A 15,970-nucleotide genomic window follows, 5' to 3' on the forward strand; every position below is an offset into this window, starting at 1 on the left:
TAGCTCAACCTTTTACTGCGCCTGCGGCAATGCCGCGCACGAATAGCCTGCCGGAGACGAAATAAACGATCAGCGGCACGGCACCCGTCAGAAGGGTTGCGGCCATGTTGACGTTATATTCCTTCACGCCCTGCACGGAGTTGACGATATTATTGAGCTGCACCGTCATCGGGTAATATTCCGGCCGCGTGAACACCACGCCGAACAGGAAGTCATTCCAGATGCCGGTCACCTGCAGGATCATCGCCACAACGAAGATCGGCAGCGACATGGGCAGCATGATGCGGAAATAGATCTGCCAGAAATTGGCGCCATCGATGCGCGCCGCCTTGAACAGCTCCTCCGGCAGAGAGGCGAAATAGTTGCGGAACAATAGCGTCAGGATCGGCATGCCGAAGATGGTGTGCACGATGACGAGGCCGGTCAGCGTGCCATAAACGCCCATTTCCCGCAGCACGATGACGATCGGATAGATCATCACCTGATAGGGGATGAAAGCGCCGATGATGAGGATCGAGAAAAACAGCTCCGATCCCCTAAACTTCCAGTTGGCCATGGCGTAGCCGCTGACGGAAGCGACAACGATCGAAATGACGACGGAAGGCACGAGAATGCGCACCGAGTTCCAGAAGCCGCGTGAAAGCCCGTCGCAGTTCAAGCCCGTGCAGGCATTCGCCCAAGCTTTCACCCAGGGCTCAAAGGTGATTTCCACCGGCGGCGCAAAGATGTTGCCGAGACGGATTTCCGGCATGCCCTTCAGCGAGGTGACGACCATCACGTAAAGCGGCAGCAGATAATAGGCGGCGGCGACGAACAACGTGCCGTAAAGAATGATGTTGCGGCGGGAAAAGGTTTTCCTCGGCTTCCTGCCGCGCGGGCCGGAAAGGTCTTTGGCAACCGCATCGGTGGCGGCCACGACCGTGTTTAGTGTGCTGATATTAGCCACGCTTCTTGCCTCCGAATTCGAGGTAGGCCCATGGAATGACGATGATCGCGACAGTCAGAAGCATCATGGTCGAGGCGGCAAAGCCCTGCCCCAGGTTCTGCGCCTGAAACATGTAGTCATAGACATATTTCGCGGGCACCTCAGACGCGATGCCCGGCCCGCCGCTGGTCTGCGCCACGACAAGATCGTAGACCTTGACGATGCCGCTGGCGATGATGACGAGGGTGGTGATGAACACCGGTCGCATCATCGGAATGATGATGAGGATATACGTCTTCCACATCGGGATGCCGTCAACACGCGTCGCTTTCCAGATATCCTCGTCTATGCCGCGAAGACCGGCCAGCATGAGGCACATGACCAGCCCCGTGCCCTGCCAGAGCGCTGCAATCAGGATGCCGTAGATGACGATCTGCGAATTATAGAGCGGATCGAAGGTAAAGCTTTCCCAGCCGAGCGAACGGACCACGGACTGGATGCCGAATTCCGGGTTCAGCAACCATTGCCAGACAAGGCCGGTAACGATGAAGGACAGCGCAAAGGGATAAAGGAATATGGTGCGGAAGGTGTTTTCGAACCGGATTTTCTGGTCCATCAGTGCCGCCAGCACGAAGCCGATGACGAGGCTGAAGATCAATGACAGAACGCCGTAGATCGCCAGATTCTGGATGGAAACAATCCAGCGTGGTGCTGCCCACAGTCGCTCATACTGGTCAAAACCGATGAAGCTTGCCCGCGGCAGAAGCTTGGAATTGGTGAAGGAATAAATCACCGTCCAGACCGTACCGCCGAGGAAGATCACCATGGCGGTCAAGATCATGGGAATGGAGGCAATCTTGGAATTGAGATTGCGAAAAAGCTGATTGGGACGCCTGGAGCGCGTTTGACCTGCCATGTTACCTCCTCCTGTAACGTTACAGTCAACGGTCAGGCAAAAGCCCTACCGCATGAAACCCCTGCCCGCACTGGTGATTATTGCACGGACCGGACGTCGGAGCGGGGAGCGGCGAACCGCTCCCCAACCCGGAGAGATCACAATCAGTCAGCTGAACCGATAAGGTCCGCAAAGCGCTTCTGGCCATCTGCCGCCGACATCGAGCCGGCGAAGAATTCCGCCATCAGGTCTTCCTTCTGTTTCTGCGTATCGGCGGAAATCAGCTGGTCGGTGCTGGTGAGCGCATTGCCCTTGGCCAGAATTGCCAGACCCTTCTTCATGCAGTCATTGGCGGCGTTGAGATCGACGTCGCCACGGATCGGCAGCGAGCCCTTCTTCAGGTTGAAGGCGACCTGCGTTTTCGGATCGACGATGGTTTCGGCCAACACGTCCTGCGCCTTGGTTTTCGCCTCGTCTTTCAGGACCGGGAAATAAAAGGCGTCGCCGCCGGTGGTGATATAGTCATTGAGGCCGAGACCCGGCAGGCAGGAGTAATCCGTACCCGCTTTCTGGTTTGCAAGCTGGAATTCGCCCTGCGCCCAGTCGCCCATGATCTGGCCGCCAGCCTTGCCTGTTATGACCATGTTGGTGGCCTGGTTCCAGTCCTGAACATTGGTGCCCTTGGCCATATCACGGGCCTCGACGGCCGCTGCGAAAATCTTCGCCATCTCTGGCCCGGCTGCCGCCTCGGCATCCTTGTCGCCATAGACCTTCTGATAGAGGTCTTTGCCGCCGATCGAAAGCGTCAACGTGTCGAACAGGCCGTTCGCCTGCCATGCCTGACCACCGAGCGCCAGCGGCTGGATGCCGGCCTTTTTCAGCGCCGGTGCGGCTGCAACGAATTCCGTCCAGTTCTTCGGAACCTCGACGCCCGCCTTCTTGAAAGCTTCGTTGGAAAGCCACAGCCATTGCCAGGAATGGATATTGACCGGTGCGCAATAGATCTTGCCGTCGATGGTGCAGCTGTCGAGCAGACTTGCCGGCTTGATGACCTCTTTCCACTTGCCCTTTTCGGCAACGTCCGACAGGTCGCGCATCAGGCCGGCCTGCACCAGCTCTTCCGCCTGCCGACCATGGTTGAACTGGGTTGCGCCCATCGGGTCGCCGCCGGTGATGCGGCTGATCATGATCGGACGGGCGGTGCCGCCCGAACCGGCAATCGCGCCATCCACCCATTTATTACCGGTGGCATCGAAAGCCTTGGCAAGCTCGGCCACCGCTGCGGCTTCGCCGCCCGATGTCCACCAATGAGTCACCTCAAGATCGGTGGCCCCTGCAATACCCGCTGGAATCATAACACTGGCCAAAAAGGCCGCAGAAATAACACGCATTCGCATGAGTCTCCTCCCTCACTGAAACGTTGCAGTTGGAACGTATGCGAAGATTTTTGATTAGGCAACCGCCTTAATATACGAATCTCGCCAGCGCTCTTCCGAGGCGTTTCGAAGAGCTGCAAGGCCCGTATATTGTCTGGAATTCTGAAGCGGAAAAGGATATGCCGCGACACGAAGGCGGCGCTACCACGGGTATAAATCCTCAACTGACCGGCCGGTAGACCGATCAGTGCAATAAGGGCGATTGCCCGTATTCTCTTTTAAGGCGCCGCTTCGGCCTCGACGGCAACCTACTGCCTTTTATAGTCATCCTCGATGCGGATGACATCATCCTCGCCGATATAGGCCCCGGTCTGGATTTCGACCAGTTCTAGCGGGATCTGCCCCTCATTGGCCAGCCGGTGCGGCTGGCCGATCGGGATATAAACCGACTCGTTTTCCGTCAGCAGCTTCGTCTCTTCGCCAATCGTCACCGTCGCCGTTCCCTTGACGACGATCCAGTGTTCCGAGCGGTGATAATGTTTCTGGAACGAGATGCGGTGGCCGGGATCGACCGTGATGTGGCCAACCCGGTAACGCTTATCCACATACATGTGTTCGATATAACCCCAGGGGCGATAAACGCGCTTGTGCGCCTGCGTCTGAGGCGCATGGTCGCCGTCCTTCAGCGTCTCCACCAGACCCTTCACATCCTGCACCCGGTTTTTCGGCACCACCAGAACCGCATCCTTGGTGGCCACCACCACCAGATCCTTGGCGCCCACCACCGTCGTCAGCAATTGCGTGGAGTGAATGAGGCAGCCCTCGGAATCGATGAACACGCCATCGCCCTCGAGCGCATTGTCATTGCCGTGCTTGTCGGCAATCTCCCAGATCGCATCCCAGCTGCCGATATCCGACCAACGGAAATGGCCATGCACCACCGCCATGCGCTTGGTTTTTTCAATAACCGCATAATCGATGGAGTTTTTCGGCGAGGCCTCAAAGCTTGCCTGATGCAGGCGCACGAAACCTAGATCGCTTTCATATTGCTCGACCGCCTGCGTCACCGCCGCCAGAATTTCCGGCGCGAAGGCCTTGAGTTCGGCGATCATCACGTCGGAGCGGAACAGGAAGTTGCCGGAGTTCCACAGATAACCTTTTTCCAGATAGGAAATCGCCGTCTTTACATCCGGCTTTTCGACAAAGGCATCGACGGTGCTGAGATCGGCCTCGCCGTCGATCGCCTCACCCGGCTTGATATAACCGTAGGAGGTACGCGGCTCGGTCGGCACCAGACCGAAGACGACGATATTGCCCTGATCGGCGGCCTTGGCGCCAAGTTTCACGGCATCGGAAAACTTGTCGGCATCCAGCACCACGTGGTCGGCGGCAAGCGCCAGTACCAGACATCCGGGCTCGCGGCGCTCCGCCAGCACGGCGGCAGCGGCCATCGCGGCGGCGCTGTCGCGGCGGGCAGGTTCAAGCACCACCGTTGCCGGCAGATCGATCTCTTCTGCCTGACGGCGGGCGAAAAAACGAAAATCCTCGTTGGTGATGACAAGCGGCTCAGCGTAAAGCCCCTTGTCGCCCACCCGCATCAGTGTCTGCTGATAGGTCGAAAGATTGCCGACCAGCGGCTGGAACTGCTTGGGCAACTGGTCGCGCGAAACAGGCCAGAGCCGAGAGCCCGCGCCGCCTGCAAGAAGAACCGGCGTGATCTTTCGAGAATGTTCCTTCACAATAAAACCTTTCCAACTCTAAAAAATTTCCCGGCGCGCCGGACAATATACATTTTTGCCAATGCTGCCATCATCGGTTCACGGGCAGACAAGCACAAGCTCATAAATTCGCCCTGTGAAAGCTTGGTGAACGGATGGCGGGGGCAGCTGAAGGGCATGTGGATTGCCTGCGGGCTCCTTCCGCTAACGCGAGGTGGCTTGTGAGGTTCCATCCGCGCCGGCACCAAATATCGCGGAGTATCGAAGGCCGCATCTGCAGCCTGAATGATGATGGATCGAACCTGCCGACCCCGCGCCGGGTGAAGAATATTGACTTAATCGATTGAATCGGCCGCAAATTTCATCACGCTTAAATTTGCTGCACTGAACAACATTCAACGCTTGGCAGGCGTGCAAAAAATACCATAACAACAACGAATATTTTTATACTGATAACGACAGGAAAGCGCACACAGCCCATGTCCGACACGCCAAAACCCGCCAGCACCAGAACATCGGTTACGGATCAGGAAGCCCTGGATTTCCACGCGCAAGGCAGACCGGGGAAACTGGAAATCACCCCGACCAAGCCGATGGCAACGCAGCGGGATCTGTCGCTCGCCTATTCGCCTGGCGTGGCTGTACCGGTGAAAGCCATCGCCGAAAATCCGGCAAGTGCTTACGATTATACGACGCGCGGCAACATGGTGGCGGTCATCTCCAACGGCACCGCGATCCTCGGTCTCGGCAATCTCGGCGCGCTCGCCTCCAAGCCGGTCATGGAAGGCAAATCGGTTCTGTTCAAGCGCTTCGCCGATGTCGATTCCATCGATCTCGAGGTCGATACCGAAGATGCCGATGAATTCATCAATTGCGTGCGCTACCTCGGCCCCTCCTTCGGCGGCATCAATCTGGAAGACATCAAGGCGCCGGAATGTTTTATCATCGAAAGCCGCCTGCGCGAGCTGATGGACATTCCCGTATTCCATGACGACCAGCACGGCACCGCCATCATCGCCGCCGCCGGCCTCATCAACGCCATCGAACTGACGGGCCGCGACTTCAAGACGACGAAGCTGGTCTGTAACGGCGCGGGCGCTGCGGCAATCGCCTGTATGGACCTCATCAAGGCCATGGGCTTCAACCCCGAAAACATCACGCTTTGCGATACCAAGGGCGTGATCTATCAGGGCCGCACCGAAGGCATGAACCAGTGGAAATCCGCCCATGCGGTGAAAACCAACAACCGCACGCTGGCGGAAGCCATGAAGGGTGCGGATGTTGTATTCGGCCTCTCCCAGAAGGGCGCTTTCAGCGAAGAGATGATCCGCTCCATGGCGCCGAAGCCGATCATCTTCGCCATGGCCAATCCGGACCCGGAAATCACGCCGGAAGAAGTCTCGCGCATCCGCGACGACGCCATCATGGCGACCGGGCGCTCGGATTATCCGAACCAGGTCAACAACGTCCTCGGCTTCCCTTATATCTTCCGCGGCGCGCTCGATGTGCGTGCCCGGCAGATCAATGATGCGATGAAGATCGCCGCCGCGCAGGCGCTGGCCGATCTTGCCCGTGAGGACGTGCCTGATGACGTCGCAGCCGCCTATCAGGGCAATCGCCCGCGTTTCGGGCCGCAATATATCATTCCCGTTCCCTTCGATCCGCGTCTGATCTCGGCCATTCCGGTGGCCGTGGCGAAAGCAGCCATCGAAACCGGCGTCGCCCAGCGCGAACTGCCTGACCTCGACGCCTATGCCCGCGAGCTATCCGCCCGTCGCGACCCGATGGCTTCGACGACGCAGCGTCTCTACGAGCGCGTGCGCCGCTCGCCGAAGCGTGTCGTTTTTGCCGAAGCGGAAGAAGAACAGGTCATGCGTGCGGCAATTTCGTTTACCGCTCAAGGTCTTGGCACCGCCATCCTCCTCGGCCGCGACGATATCATCAAGGCCAATGCGGAACGTGCCGGCATCGATCTCGACCGCGCAAATATCGAGATAACCAATGCCCGCCTCTCCAGCCGCGTCGATGCCTATGTCGATTATCTCTATGCGCGGCTGCAGCGCGGCGGCTTCCTGCTGCGCGACGTGCAGCGCCTGATCCATAATGACCGTAACCACTTTGCCGCCTGCATGGTGGCGATGGGCGATGCGGATGCCGTGGTAACCGGCGTTACCCGTAACTATTCCACGGCGCTGGAAGATATCCGCCGCTGTATCAACACCAAGCCCGGCCACCGCGTCATCGGCGTTTCGCTGGTCGTTTCGCGCAACCGCACCGTCTTCGTCGCCGATACCGCCGTGCATGACATGCCGTCCGCCGAAGACCTTGCCGATATCGCCGAAGAGGCGGCCGGCCTCGCCCGCCGTTTCGGTTACGAACCGCGTGTGGCGATGCTTGCCTATTCCACCTTCGGCCAGCCGACCGGCGAACGGTCCGACAAGGTGCGCGAGGCGGTGAAAATCCTCGACCGGCGCAATGTCAACTTCGAGGTCGACGGAGAAATGTCTGCCGATGTGGCGCTCAACCATCATCGCATGCAGAGCCAGTATCCCTTCGCCCGGCTTTCCGGCCCGGCCAACGTGCTGGTCATGCCCGCCATCCATTCCGCCTCCATTTCCACCAAGATGCTGCAGGAACTGGGCGGCGCAACCGTCATCGGCCCGCTTCTGGTCGGTCTCGACAAATCGGTGCAGATCACCTCGATGGGTGCGAAGGACAGCGATATCGTCAACATGGCGGCGATTGCAGCCTATAATGCCGGGCGGTGACGACGGCGCGAAACGTTGCCACTTGTTTCTTCTCCCCGCCGGGGAGAAGGTGGCCCGAAGGGTCGGATGAGGGGGCAACGTTGCCGTACCTCACGACCCTTGCCCCCTCATCCCGCTGCCGCGACCTTCTCCCCGACGGGGAGAAGAAACAAGCGGCACGCGCTCGCTCCGCATGTGGCCATCCGGTCCTCAGCAACATCCGGATTACTCTCCCGCCCCTGACGGATAGGCAAACAGCAACGGGCGGAAAGAACAGGATTCTACGATTTAAAATTATTAGGATATTTTTTCGCGCTCAAGGCTTTATTGGAACACGATTTTATTCATAGTTTTTTTTGCGCAATGCCAATTCTCGCTCTTGGCGGGTGCCTCATGTAGTTTCCATCCACAATCAAAAGGAAATACCCATGGCCCTCTCTTTTTCCAGATTTGCTGCAAAACTCATCGCCGGAACCGTCGTCATCGCTTCGATGGCCTCTGCCGCTCATGCGGATGCAACGCTTGACCGTATCAAGGGTCGCGGCAAGCTCACCGTCGGTGTCATCCTCTCTGGCGCGCCTTTCGGTTTTATCGATCCGAAGACGCAGGAACAGAAAGGCCTCAATATCGATGTCGCCAAGGCGCTGGCCGCCGGCCTCGGCGTTGAGCTGGTCACCGAAACCGTGACCCCGCCCAACCGCGTGCAGTTCCTGCAGCAGGGCAAGGTCGATATTCTCATCGCCAACATGCAATACACCGAAGAACGCGCCAAAACTCTCGATTATGTGCCCACCCCCTATGACCGCCAGGGCGGCGCCGCCATCGGCCGCAAGGACAGTGGCATCAAGGACTGGTCAGACCTGAAGGGCAAGATCGCCTGCGTTTCGCAAGGCTCGAACTACACCCAGCCGCTGATCGAGCAATATGGTGCACAGGTCAAGGCCCTGCCGAGCCAGCCGGAATCGCTGCTGGCGCTGAAGGGCGGCAATTGTGATGTTTCCGTTCACGTCAACGGCACGCTGAGCCTGATGCTGCAGGACCGCGCCGACGAGTGGAAGGATTACGGCATCCTTATCCCCACCGACCTCATCCCTTCCGATTCCGTGATCTGGCTACGCAAGGGTGAGGCTGACACGCAGGCCGCTCTGGACAAGATCGTCAAGGAGCTGCACGCTTCCGGCAAGATGATCGAATTCGCCAAGGCAAACCGCCTGCCAAGTATCGGCTACATGGAAGAGCAGCAGAAGAAGCTTTCCGCCGCGCAATAAGCTAGGCGCAGGGTCTCTCCGTTCCATGCCTGTCCTCACCGAAGGGTGAGGATGATGCCGAACAGGCGGAATGGTTTCCCATGACCATCAGGAACGGCCGGTTTCGCCTGCCGTTCTTTTCTGCTTTATAACAAGGCAGGCCATTCTGGCGCCGCCCACCCAGCGGTTCCGCGATAACAGCATGGATTTCCGATGCAGGATTCATTTACAGCGCGCTTCATTGAACTCGCCGCGCATCTCGGCCTCAACTATGATTTTCTGAACAGCGGTTACGAGGTTCAGATCTGGCTTGATGGCATGAAGATGACGCTCATCCTCGTCGCCGTTACCTTGCCGCTCAGCCTCATCTTCGGCTTCATTTTCGCGGCCATGCTGACGTCAGGCAAAGTCTGGCTCGCCGGCCCGGTGCGCGCCTATGTGGAACTGACGCGCAACACGCCGACGCTGGTGCAGCTGATGTGCGGTTTCCTCGTGCTCAACATGCTGATTTCCAACGTGCTGGGCGGCGCGCAGAACAACCCGCTGACGCCCTTCTTCTGGGTCGTCGCCATTACCGGCCTGCATATCGCCGCCTTCCATGCGGAGGCCTTGCGCGGCGGCATCGAGGCGGTTCCAGCCACCACCATCGAGGCGGCACGTGCGATCGGCTTCAGCTCCTTCGAGGTTCTGCGTTACGTGGAGTTTCCGCTGGCGATCCGCACGGCGCTGCCCTCCATCATCAACAACCTCGTCAATCTGGTGAAGCTCACAACCGTCGGCTCGGCGATTGCGGTCGGTGAAATCACCTATGCCTCGATCCTGATCTGGACGCAGCGCGACAATGTGGTCGAGCTGATGCTCGTCATCCTCCTTTTCTTCAGCGTCATCAATTTCACCGTCGCAAGGGCCGGTCTCTGGCTTGAACGACGCCTTGCGGTTCCGGGGTTCGGTCAATGAGCGCGGTGGTTTCTCAAACGCGGGCGGCAAAAAAGCTGCCCTTCGGCACCATTCTGCTGCTCGGCGTGCTGATTGCCGTCGTGTCATGGCTGGTTCTCGATCCCTCGCTCGGCCAGGTGCTGCTGCAATGGCTGCCCTATCTGGCCAAGGGTTTTGCCATGAATGTGCTGATCAGCATTCTGGCGATCGCCATCGGCACCTTCATCGGCGTCCTGCTCGGCATCATGGAGCTTGCGCCCTATCGTCTGGTGCGGGCGCCGGCGCTCACCTATGTGCAGGTTTTCCGCAACGCCCCGCATCTGGTGCTGATCTTTGCGGCGACCTACATCTTCCCCTTCGAGATCGTCGCCTTCGGCAACTACATTCCGTTTCCGGACTGGATCAAGGCCGTGGTCGGGCTTGCCATTCCGGCCAGCGCCCATATCGCCGAAATTACCCGCGGCGCCATCCAGTCCATTCCGACAGCGCAATGGGAGGCCGCGCAGGGCCTTGGTTTTTCGCGCAATCAGACGCTGCGCTGGATCATCCTGCCGCAATGCGTGAAACGTTCGCTGCCGCCATGGATGAACCTTTATGCCTCCATCACCATGGGCACGGCGCTTGCATCGCTGGTTGGCGTACATGAGCTTCTGCATGCCGCGACAGATGCCAGCACCGCCGTGCAGCGCAATGACTTCACCGTCGTCGTTTATCTCACCGTTCTGATGGCGTTCTTCCTGTTCTGCTATCCCGTCTCCCGTTTCACGCAGCGCCTCGAGCGGCGCTTCGCTTCCCGCTGATTGGAACAAGCCATGTCCGCACCCGCACCACAAACCAACGCAAAAGCTCTGGTAGAACTGGAAGGCATACACCTGTCCTTCGGTGACAATCAGGTTCTGAAGGGCATCGATCTTACCGTGAACAAGGGCGACGCCGTCTCCATCATCGGCCCTTCCGGCTCCGGCAAATCCACGATCCTGCGCTGCATCAACGGCCTGCTCATTCCGCAATCCGGCAAGATCACCGTCGGCGGCACCCGCGTAGACCTGTTGAAGACCGAGGCCGAGCGCATAGCGCTGCGCAAGCGCATCGGCATCGTCTTCCAGCAGTTCAACCTCTTCCCGCATCTGACTGTCATGGAAAACATCACCATCGCGCCGATCAAAATCCTCGGCACGCCGAAGGCGGAAGCAGAACGCCACGCCCGTGAACTGCTGGAAAAAGTACGCCTCTCCCAGAAAGTCGACGCCTATCCCGGCCAGCTTTCCGGCGGCCAGCAGCAGCGCGTGGCCATTGCCCGAGCATTGGCCATGCGGCCGGAACTGGTGCTGTTCGATGAGGTTACTTCCGCACTCGATCCGGAAACCGTGGGCGAAGTGCTCGCCGTCATCCGCGATCTCGTCAATGACGGCATGACCAGCATTCTCGTCACGCACGAAATGCGTTTTGCCGAGGAAATCAGCGACAATATCGTTTTCACTGAAAATGGCCTGATCGTTGACCAGGGCGCGCCGGATCATATCTTCTACAAGTCGACCAATCCGCGCATCAACGCCTTCGTCAAGGGTCTGGGAGGACAGGCGGCACGGCTCAATGATGGCGAAGGGATCTGACGCCATGGCCGCCGAGGAAAAACTCACCCTTCATCTGGCCGAAGCCATCGCCGCTTCCGATCCGCTGCGCGACGATGAGGCCGTGACGATTGCCCGCACGGCGCTGATCGATTTTTTCGCCTGCGTGCTGGGCGGCGCTGCCGACAGAAGCACCAAAATCCTGATCGACAGTTTTACCTCGGGCACCTCAGGCACGGCAGGTATCATCGGACACGATCTGCGCACCGATATCTTTACCGCCGCCCTCATCAACGGCCATGCTGGCCATGTGCTTGATTATGATGATGTGCATGGCAGCGTGCGCGGTCACCCCACCGTCGCCATCATTCCCGCACTTCTGGCCGCTGCTGTCGAGGAAAATTCGACGGCGGATGCCTTCATCGCCGCCTATATTGTCGGGCTGGAGACGATGGCGCGGATTGGCCTGTCGCTCGGCACCAAACATTACGAAAATGGCTTTCACGCAACCGCGACGCTCGGTCCAATCGGTGCCGCGGCAGCCATCGCCCATCTTCTGAAATTCGATCCACAGACCACAGCCGTCGCACTTGGCCTCGCCGCCACGCAATCGGCCGGGCTGCGTATGCAATTCGGGTTCGATGCCAAGCCGCTGCATGCCGGGCTCGCCACCCGCGCCGGCCTCACCGCCGCGCGGCTGGCGCGATCAGGGTTTCAGGGCGCGCCGGATTTTCTGGAAAACCCCATCGGCTTTTATTCCGCCTTCGCCTTCGGCGCCGAACAGCCGAAACGCGTTCTCTCCGGCTGGGGCGCACCCTGGCAGATCGTCTCGCCCGGCTTGACGCTCAAGGCCTTTCCCTGCTGCACCGCCGCCCACCCCGTCGCTGTCGGTGCGCTGGCACTGCGCAGCGCGCATGATCTGACGCCGGACGAAATCGCAACTGTTATCATCACCTTCCCGCCGGGCGGCGATGCGGCCCTCGTCGGCCCCGCCACGCCCACGACCGGCATCGATGCGCGCTTCAGCGCCGAATATGTTTTCGCCGCAGCGCTTGCGGATGGAGCACTCGGGATTGGCCATTTCGACGAGCGCCCGGCACGCGCCGACCTGCTTACACTTTCGGCAAAAGTCTCGCGCCGGCATGATGAAACAGCCCGTCGCCTGTCCCCCGATCCGACCACCCGTTTCGTGGTAATCGATGTGACAAAGAAAGACGGCACGTTGCTGTCACGCCGCATCGACGGCCTGCCCGGCATCGACGATCCAACGGAGAAATTCGCCGATGCCACCGGCGGCAATAAGAAATTCGCCGAAATTCCGGCACTGGTGCGATCCATGAAAACCGCAGCCGATCTCAGGAAGCTCGAAACGCTTCTGGCAACTGAAATATAACTCGACCGACATGAAGGCATGACCCCATGACTACGACCCGCAAAAGACAAATGCATCTCGGCCTTTTCCTGCAGGGCGCGGGGCACCACGTTTCCGGCTGGCGTCACCCCGATGCGGAAGCTGGCAGCGAGAATTTCGATCTGCTCACCCGTGTTACCAAAATGGCCGAGGCGGCGAAGTTCGACATGGTTTTCCTCGCCGACGGCCTGACCAGCGGCGTCGACGCCCATCCGTCGATGATCGCGCGCTTCGAGCCGCTGACCCTGCTTGCCGCACTTGCCATGGTGACCGACAGGATCGGGCTGGCCGCCACCGCCTCCACCACCTATGGCGAGCCCTATCACACCGCCCGCGCCTTCGCTTCCATCGACCATCTCAGCCACGGTCGCGCGGCTTGGAACATCGTCACCACCTCTTATGCCCGCACGGCGGCAAACTTCTCCAAGGACCACCCTGAGCATGACGAGCGTTATGCGGTGGCGGAGGAATATGTGAATGTCGTTCGTGGCCTGTGGGACAGCTGGGATGACGACGCCTTCGTCAAGGACAAGCAGGCAGGCCGTTACGTCGATCCGGAAAAGGTCCATATCCTCAATCACGAAGGCAAATATTTCACGGTCAAGGGACCGCTCAATATTCCGCGCTCGCCGCAGGGGCACCCTGTGCTCATTCAGGCCGGCTCTTCCGGCCCGGGACAGGATCTCGCCGCCCGCACCGCCGATATCGTCTTCACCGCCCAGCAGGCGATTTCCGAAGCACAGGCCTTTTATACGAGCCTTAAAGCCCGCGTGGAGAAATTCGGCCGCGATCCGGCAAGTGTGGCCGTGATGCCGGGCTTCATGCCGATCATCGGCAGAAGCTTCGAAGAGGCCGGTGAAAAGCTGAAGGAACTGAACCGCTGGACGGACATCAAGAACGCCATGCCACTGCTTGAGGAACGCATCGGCCACAGCCTTACTGAATACGATCTCGACGGCCCGTTGCCGGATTTGCCGATCTCCGACCAGCTGCGCAGCCGCGCCGAACTGCTGACCGAGCTGGCGCGTCGGGAGAATCTGACGATCCGCGAACTCGCGCTGCGTGTCGCCGCCGGCCGCGGCCACCACATTGTCATGGGCACAGCGAAAGACGTGGCCGACCGAATGCAGCAATGGTTTGAAAATGGCGCCGCCGATGGCTTCAACGTCATGCCGCCCTTCTTCCCCGGCGGGCTGGAAGAGTTCAACCGCGAAGTCGTGCCGCTTTTGCAGGAGCGCGGCCTGTTCCGCAGGGATTACGAGGGTACGACGCTGCGCGACCATCTCGGCATCGACCGTCCGGCATTGCGGGCATAACGGCGCGCGGACGCCTTTGACCAGAGGCATCCGCATCACCAAATCTCATAGACAAGTCAGGGCGGGCAGATGCCCCGCCCTGTCACGCCGCAGCGCGCCCCGCCTGTTGATCGCGCCGGCCGGCATTTGAAAATTCCGACCGGACGGACGATCCGTCTTCACGCTGAACGTTACGGCGGTTCAGTTTGAACAGGCTGACAAGCTGCGCAAGCACATCGGCACCCTGAGCCAGCGTGGCGCTGATTGCGGTGGTGCGCGCGCTCATCGCCGCATTTTCCTGCGTCATCCGGTCGAGCCGGTTGACCGCCTTGTTGATTTCGCTGATGCCAACGGCCTGTTCGTCGGCCGCCTTTGAAATCATCTCGACATTGCCGTCGATGTGTCTGACCAGCGCGTCGATCTGCTTCAGCGCCTCGCCGGTCTCGCCGACCAGCCTGACGCCTTCGAGAACCTCGCTGCCGGAATTGTTGATGAGCGCCTTGATTTCCTTGGCGGCATTGGCGGAACGCTGCGCAAGTTCGCGCACTTCCTGCGCCACGACGGCAAAGCCCTTGCCGGCATCACCCGCCCGCGCCGCCTCAACGCCGGCATTCAGCGCCAGAAGGTTGGTCTGGAAAGCAATCTCGTCGATAACACCGATGATCTGGCTGATTTCGCGCGATGCCGTCTCGATGCGCTGCATCGCATCCACCGTCCGCTCGACCACTTCCGTGGAGGCTACCGTGGATGTCCGCGCGCTCTGCACGAGTTTGCGTGTCTCTTTCATGTTCTCGGTGGACGAGCGAACCGTCGCGGTTATCTCTTCAAGCGCTGCCGAGGTCTCTTCCAGCGCCACCGCCTGCTCGCGGGAGCGCTCGGCAAGATTGACGGAGGCTTCACTCACTTCCTGGCTGCTGCGGGTCAGGTCACCGGTCTGGCCGAGAACATTCTCCAGCGTCTTCTGGAATTCCGCGATGGACTTGTTGAAGTCCCGCCGCAGCCCCTCGAACTCGCCGACGAACGGCTTGTCCAGCGTGACGCGGATGTTGCATTGGGAAAGTCGCTCCAGCGCCGCGCCGAGCTCTTCCACGGCATGCACCCGGTCCGACACGTCAAAGGCGAATTTGGCAACCTTGAAGACCTGCCCCCGATCATCGAGGATTGGATTATACGATGCCTGGATGAAGATGCGTTTGCCATCCTTGCCAAGCCGCATGAACTGGCCGGTGGAGAAACGGCCGGTTCGCAGTTCTTCCCAGAAGGTGCGGTATTCCGTCGACCTGGCATAAGAAGGTTCGCAGAACATGGAGTGGTTCTTGCCGATGATCTCCTGCGCCTGATATCCCATCGCTTCGAGGAAATTTTCGTTGGCGCTGAGGATCGTTCCATCCGGCGAAAACTCGATCATGGCCTGGGCACGGGAGAGTGCCGCGAGCTTGCCGTTGTCATCGGCGCTCTGGCGCTTGATGGCCGTAATGTCGGTCGCAATCTTGACGACCTTGTAGGGTTTGCCGAAACGGAAGACCGGATTGTAGGAGGCTTCGATCCAGATATCCGCGCCGCTTTTCGCGCGCCGGCGATATTGCCCCTTGTCGTGCTCGCCGCGCGACAGTTTTTCCCAGAAAGCCTTGTACGACGCAGACGCCGCATCTTCGGCGGAAAGGAACGTGCGGTGATGGAGCCCGACGATCTCGTTTTGGCTATAGCCGATGGCCTTGCAGAAATTATCGTTCGCTTTGAGAACCTTGCCGGTCAGATCAAACTCGATGATGGCCTGTGAGCGGTTCAGGGCTTCCAGCACTGCAGATGCATCCAAACCAAATTTAGAAAAGTGAGACATGCTTTCGAA

The 15,970-nt window shown here is 59.5% G+C and carries 12 protein-coding genes; 7 read left to right on the forward strand and 5 right to left on the reverse strand.

All coding sequences use genetic code 11. The features are described from left to right. Positions 1-4 precede the first annotated feature (4 nt). The 4 genes from CFBP6623_RS16990 to CFBP6623_RS17005 all read right to left on the reverse strand — a co-directional run bounded on the left by CFBP6623_RS16990 (position 5) and on the right by CFBP6623_RS17005 (position 4,935). Entirely contained in the window at positions 5-946 is a 942-nt protein-coding gene (locus CFBP6623_RS16990; RefSeq protein ID WP_046801365.1) for a carbohydrate ABC transporter permease, read from the reverse strand. Beyond that, positions 939-1,841 (reverse strand): carbohydrate ABC transporter permease, encoded by a 903-nt coding sequence (locus tag CFBP6623_RS16995; RefSeq protein ID WP_046801366.1) that lies wholly within the window; start codon positions 1,839-1,841, stop codon positions 939-941. The genes CFBP6623_RS16990 and CFBP6623_RS16995 overlap by 8 nt, the downstream gene beginning before the upstream one ends. A 143-nt stretch (positions 1,842-1,984) precedes the next feature. After that, positions 1,985-3,217: an ABC transporter substrate-binding protein gene (locus tag CFBP6623_RS17000; protein WP_046801367.1), complete on the reverse strand. Its 1,233-nt coding sequence runs from the start codon at positions 3,215-3,217 to the stop codon at positions 1,985-1,987. 287 nt (positions 3,218-3,504) lie between these two features. Beyond that, the gene (locus CFBP6623_RS17005) at positions 3,505-4,935 is read right to left on the reverse strand and encodes a mannose-1-phosphate guanylyltransferase/mannose-6-phosphate isomerase (protein WP_046801368.1); all 1,431 of its coding nucleotides are present in this window, start codon (positions 4,933-4,935) and stop codon (positions 3,505-3,507) included. A 458-nt stretch (positions 4,936-5,393) separates the two neighbouring features. Between CFBP6623_RS17005 and CFBP6623_RS17010 the strand changes: the two genes are divergently transcribed. The 7 genes from CFBP6623_RS17010 to CFBP6623_RS17040 all read left to right on the forward strand — a co-directional run bounded on the left by CFBP6623_RS17010 (position 5,394) and on the right by CFBP6623_RS17040 (position 14,142). Then, positions 5,394-7,682, forward strand: a complete 2,289-nt coding sequence (locus CFBP6623_RS17010) for an NADP-dependent malic enzyme (RefSeq protein WP_046801369.1) — start codon at positions 5,394-5,396, stop codon at positions 7,680-7,682. 407 nt (positions 7,683-8,089) lie between these two features. Beyond that, a complete protein-coding gene (locus CFBP6623_RS17015) occupies positions 8,090-8,929 on the forward strand; it encodes a transporter substrate-binding domain-containing protein (RefSeq protein WP_046801370.1) in 840 nt (279 codons plus the stop codon). A 192-nt stretch (positions 8,930-9,121) separates the two neighbouring features. Beyond that, positions 9,122-9,865: an amino acid ABC transporter permease gene (locus CFBP6623_RS17020; protein WP_046801371.1), complete on the forward strand. Its 744-nt coding sequence runs from the start codon at positions 9,122-9,124 to the stop codon at positions 9,863-9,865. After that, a complete protein-coding gene (locus tag CFBP6623_RS17025; RefSeq protein ID WP_046801372.1) occupies positions 9,862-10,644 on the forward strand; it encodes an amino acid ABC transporter permease in 783 nt (260 codons plus the stop codon). Before CFBP6623_RS17020 ends, CFBP6623_RS17025 begins: the two co-directional genes overlap by 4 nt. A 12-nt stretch (positions 10,645-10,656) precedes the next feature. After that, a complete protein-coding gene (locus tag CFBP6623_RS17030; RefSeq protein ID WP_046801373.1) occupies positions 10,657-11,457 on the forward strand; it encodes an amino acid ABC transporter ATP-binding protein in 801 nt (266 codons plus the stop codon). A 4-nt stretch (positions 11,458-11,461) separates the two neighbouring features. Then, complete coding sequence (locus CFBP6623_RS17035) at positions 11,462-12,808, forward strand: MmgE/PrpD family protein (RefSeq protein WP_046801478.1); 1,347 nt, start codon at positions 11,462-11,464, stop codon at positions 12,806-12,808. A 26-nt stretch (positions 12,809-12,834) separates the two neighbouring features. Continuing rightward, the gene (locus CFBP6623_RS17040; RefSeq protein WP_046801374.1) at positions 12,835-14,142 is read left to right on the forward strand and encodes an LLM class flavin-dependent oxidoreductase; all 1,308 of its coding nucleotides are present in this window, start codon (positions 12,835-12,837) and stop codon (positions 14,140-14,142) included. Between the two features lie 82 nt (positions 14,143-14,224). Here CFBP6623_RS17040 and CFBP6623_RS17045 read toward each other — a convergent pair whose 3' ends face one another. After that, on the reverse strand, positions 14,225-15,961 hold the full coding sequence (locus CFBP6623_RS17045; protein WP_046801375.1) for a methyl-accepting chemotaxis protein: 1,737 nt from the start codon (positions 15,959-15,961) through the stop codon (positions 14,225-14,227). Positions 15,962-15,970: the final 9 nt, after the last annotated feature.

This window comes from Agrobacterium tumefaciens, from assembly GCF_005221385.1.
In the GTDB taxonomy this organism is placed as follows: Bacteria; Pseudomonadota; Alphaproteobacteria; order Rhizobiales; family Rhizobiaceae; genus Agrobacterium; species Agrobacterium tomkonis.

Excerpts from the sequence above, each read along its gene's own strand:
- CFBP6623_RS16995 (WP_046801366.1), bottom strand. The coding sequence starts at position 1,841 with ATGGCAGGTCAAACGCGCTCCAGGCGTCCCAATCAGCTTTTTCGCAAT.
- CFBP6623_RS17000 (WP_046801367.1), bottom strand. The coding sequence starts at position 3,217 with ATGCGAATGCGTGTTATTTCTGCGGCCTTTTTGGCCAGTGTTATGATT.
- CFBP6623_RS17010 (WP_046801369.1), top strand. The coding sequence starts at position 5,394 with ATGTCCGACACGCCAAAACCCGCCAGCACCAGAACATCGGTTACGGAT.
- CFBP6623_RS17015 (WP_046801370.1), top strand. The coding sequence starts at position 8,090 with ATGGCCCTCTCTTTTTCCAGATTTGCTGCAAAACTCATCGCCGGAACC.
- CFBP6623_RS17020 (WP_046801371.1), top strand. The coding sequence starts at position 9,122 with ATGCAGGATTCATTTACAGCGCGCTTCATTGAACTCGCCGCGCATCTC.
- CFBP6623_RS17025 (WP_046801372.1), top strand. The coding sequence starts at position 9,862 with ATGAGCGCGGTGGTTTCTCAAACGCGGGCGGCAAAAAAGCTGCCCTTC.
- CFBP6623_RS17030 (WP_046801373.1), top strand. The coding sequence starts at position 10,657 with ATGTCCGCACCCGCACCACAAACCAACGCAAAAGCTCTGGTAGAACTG.
- CFBP6623_RS17035 (WP_046801478.1), top strand. The coding sequence starts at position 11,462 with ATGGCCGCCGAGGAAAAACTCACCCTTCATCTGGCCGAAGCCATCGCC.
- CFBP6623_RS17040 (WP_046801374.1), top strand. The coding sequence starts at position 12,835 with ATGACTACGACCCGCAAAAGACAAATGCATCTCGGCCTTTTCCTGCAG.
- CFBP6623_RS17045 (WP_046801375.1), bottom strand. The coding sequence starts at position 15,961 with ATGTCTCACTTTTCTAAATTTGGTTTGGATGCATCTGCAGTGCTGGAA.